Genomic DNA, 339 nt, shown 5'->3' on the forward strand with positions numbered 1-339 from the left:
GGCCGGGTGAACGTACTGCCTAAGAAGCTTGATAGAATTTATAAAAAAATCAAGCACTATCAAAGGCAGCTGGCTAAAAAGCAAGTCAAAAATGGAGAAGCTGCTTGCGAAAGCAAGAATTACTTGAAGACGAAAGCCAAGCTTCAAGCATGCTATCGCAAGGCAGGTAATATCCAAAATGACTTGATGCAGAAGTTTACGACCGAACTGGTTAATGACTACGACAAGATCGTGATCGAAAATCTGTCAGTTAAGGGCATGCTGATGAGCCACGTAGCTTCAAAGGGTGTTCACCGGTCGATGTTTGGCAAATTTAAGCAGATCTTGACCTACAAGTGC

1 protein-coding gene is annotated in these 339 nt (G+C 43.1%); it reads left to right on the top strand.

Going from position 1 to position 339, the window contains the following annotated elements:
* Positions 1 to 339 (top strand): transposase (locus lacNas_RS12230; protein ID WP_201346903.1); only part of this gene is annotated, 339 nt, incomplete at both ends.

The organism is Lactobacillus nasalidis (assembly GCF_016587775.1).
Lineage (GTDB): Bacteria > Bacillota > Bacilli > Lactobacillales > Lactobacillaceae > Lactobacillus > Lactobacillus nasalidis.